Raw genomic sequence first — 2,276 nt, 5'->3', positions numbered from 1 at the left:
GCAATCCAGGCGGGGCGGGTCCGCCTCCCCCGCCTGGATTGCCGACCTTGCGTACAAGCAAGAGGAGCACGAGGCCGCGGGTGGTGCTCCTCTTACTTGTACGCGAGGACGCTCCACAGCCTTCACCCCGACACCGGTCGCCGCGCGAGCGCAGCGAGCTGCCGAAGAACGCGCGGCCGTAGGCCGCTCCTTCTTGCTCTTCTCTCGACGTCGCATCGAGTCACAGAAAGCTACTGCCTAGTGGATACTGCCAAGTTGCCACTAGGCAGTAGACGGCGGCTCTACCGGCGATACTGCCCATGCAGGGCGCTCGGCTTTCCACTAGCCAGTAGGCACTATCCAGTAGGCAGTAACCCTCTGTTGCCAGGCGGCGTGTCGTGCCGCTTGTCGTCTGCCTTGTCGTCCAGCTTGTCGCTTGTCTTGTCTTGTCGCTTGTCGCCTCCCAGGTCAAAGGCCTCTGTCTGGCTCAGCCGCCGAGGAGCGAGCGCCTGCCGGCCGGGGAGGCGACAAGCGACAAGCGTTCCTCTCAGCGGTCGCTGAACGTGACCGTACTGGGGTGAGCTACTGGGTAGTGGTAGTGGGGACCCCAGTAGAAAGGCCTACTCACCGGCCTGTGGGCGCCACTGAGGTGGGCTACTGGGTAGTGGGGAACGCCCCACTACCCAGTAGCCCAGAGCGACGACGCAGCCGCTAGCGCTGAAGGTTTGGGTGCGAGATGGCATTTCAGCGCCGCGAGCGCCAAGGAATGCCCGGTCGTAGGCCGCTCCCCATGGGTTAGTCCCAACGTCACGGCGGAAGGATGCGGACATGCCCAAACCGAAGAGCTTTACCGCGTGGTTGAAGACCCATGCCAATCAGCAGAACGCCATCGGGGATCTTGCCCGGGACGTCTCCGCTGACCCCAACTGGCCCTCACGCAAGGGATTGCCGGGCCAGCGTGACTACCTCGAAGAGCGCGGTGCCGTAGACAAGGCTGTTGCAGCACTCGAACGTGCCTGGAGCCAGTACGAGGCATACCGGGCAGGCCAAGACAGCGGCTGAGTGAGGATCAGGGCTATAGCAACGGCGTGACGGGCCGCTGTTAGGGCGGGTCACACCCGCGTCTGCCTAGGGCTTTGGGCGTTACGCGGCCGTCACGCCGTGACGTGGTGTTAGGAAGGTGTCGGCCGCGCCCCCTCTTGAAGAGCCGGGGTGAGCCTCTTAGAGCCGAAGGGGCCCGGCGGCAGGCACCCACGCATGCCGTGCGCCTCTTGGAAGGCGCACAGGACGGCCTTCCAAGAAGAGCACGGCGCCCAACCCCGGCTGAGCCCCCGCGCGAGCGCAGCGAGCCGCCAAGGGACGCGCGGCCGTAGGCCGCTCCTTCCTGCTCTTCCTCCCCGACGCACCGGGGCCACTCCATGCGCAGCCGCGGCGGCCAGGCGCTGTGGCCTATCGCAATCGTCTGGTCACCCACCACAATCCGACCCATGGACAGTGCTGCCTGGGCCGGGATCTTGGGTGCTGCGGTTGGCGGCGCGTGCGCGATCATCGCCGCCTTTCTCGCGGGTCGCCACCAGGCCAAGAGTGTTCGTGATCAGTGGACCCGAGAAACCGCCCGCGAGGCTTACGTTGCCTACGTGGCCGCAACGATGACGGTCTACGAGGAGTTGCACCGCTTCCGCTTGACTGAACAGAACGGCCGCCTCACCCGGGATGACGCTCGCAGAGTGAGCCAGACGCTCAATGGCCTGCTTGGCAACGTGCGCACGGCATTTGTCGTGTGGGACATGGAGGCACCCGAGAGCCTGCGACAGGGTGCGTCCGACTCCCTTACCGCCATCCTCGCGGCCGTCGACTTCGTTAGAGACGCAGCGTGGGCTGGCCGGAGCGGATCTCGCTTCCCCTTCTCGGAAGAGCTGCGGAGTCGCATCGCCGCCGCCGACAGCGCCTTGTGGACGCTGCGAGAGGAGGTGCGCGCCGTGATGAATCAACCCCTGGGACTGTGATCGCCGAACAGCCACCCTCAGTCAGGCGTCAAGCGGCCCAAGCCTGATAGCGATCCGGCACTGCCTCGCAGGGGCGCGCAAAGACCGGATCCCGAGGTCTGCCAATACGATTCGCTAACCGCTAACGTGCTGGTCACCTGCGGTTTTGGTCGCTATCGGGGGCGCTAACGTTAGCGCCCCCCGGGGCGGGGGGGGGGGGCGGGGGGGGGGGGGGGGGGGGGGGGCCGGGGGGCCGGCGGCGCGGGGGGAGCACGACCACAAGTCCACACACTCGAACAACCATCACCCTCA

At 66.4% G+C, this 2,276-nt stretch carries 2 protein-coding genes; both read left to right on the top strand.

What is annotated here, in order from left to right:
- The first annotated feature begins 807 nt into the window (after window positions 1-807).
- The gene (locus tag ABZS97_RS43805; protein ID WP_356149634.1) at window positions 808-1,041 is read left to right on the top strand and encodes a YozE family protein; all 234 of its coding nucleotides are present in this window, start codon (window positions 808-810) and stop codon (window positions 1,039-1,041) included.
- A 425-nt stretch (window positions 1,042-1,466) separates the two neighbouring features.
- Window positions 1,467-1,985, top strand: a complete 519-nt coding sequence (locus tag ABZS97_RS43800) for a hypothetical protein (RefSeq protein ID WP_356149631.1) — start codon at window positions 1,467-1,469, stop codon at window positions 1,983-1,985.
- Window positions 1,986-2,276 lie beyond the last annotated feature (291 nt).

Origin of the sequence: Streptomyces sp. NPDC005485 (assembly GCF_040606085.1) — a bacterium.
Taxonomy (GTDB): domain Bacteria; phylum Actinomycetota; class Actinomycetes; order Streptomycetales; family Streptomycetaceae; genus Streptomyces.
This window is presented reverse-complemented; position numbering and strand designations above follow the sequence as displayed.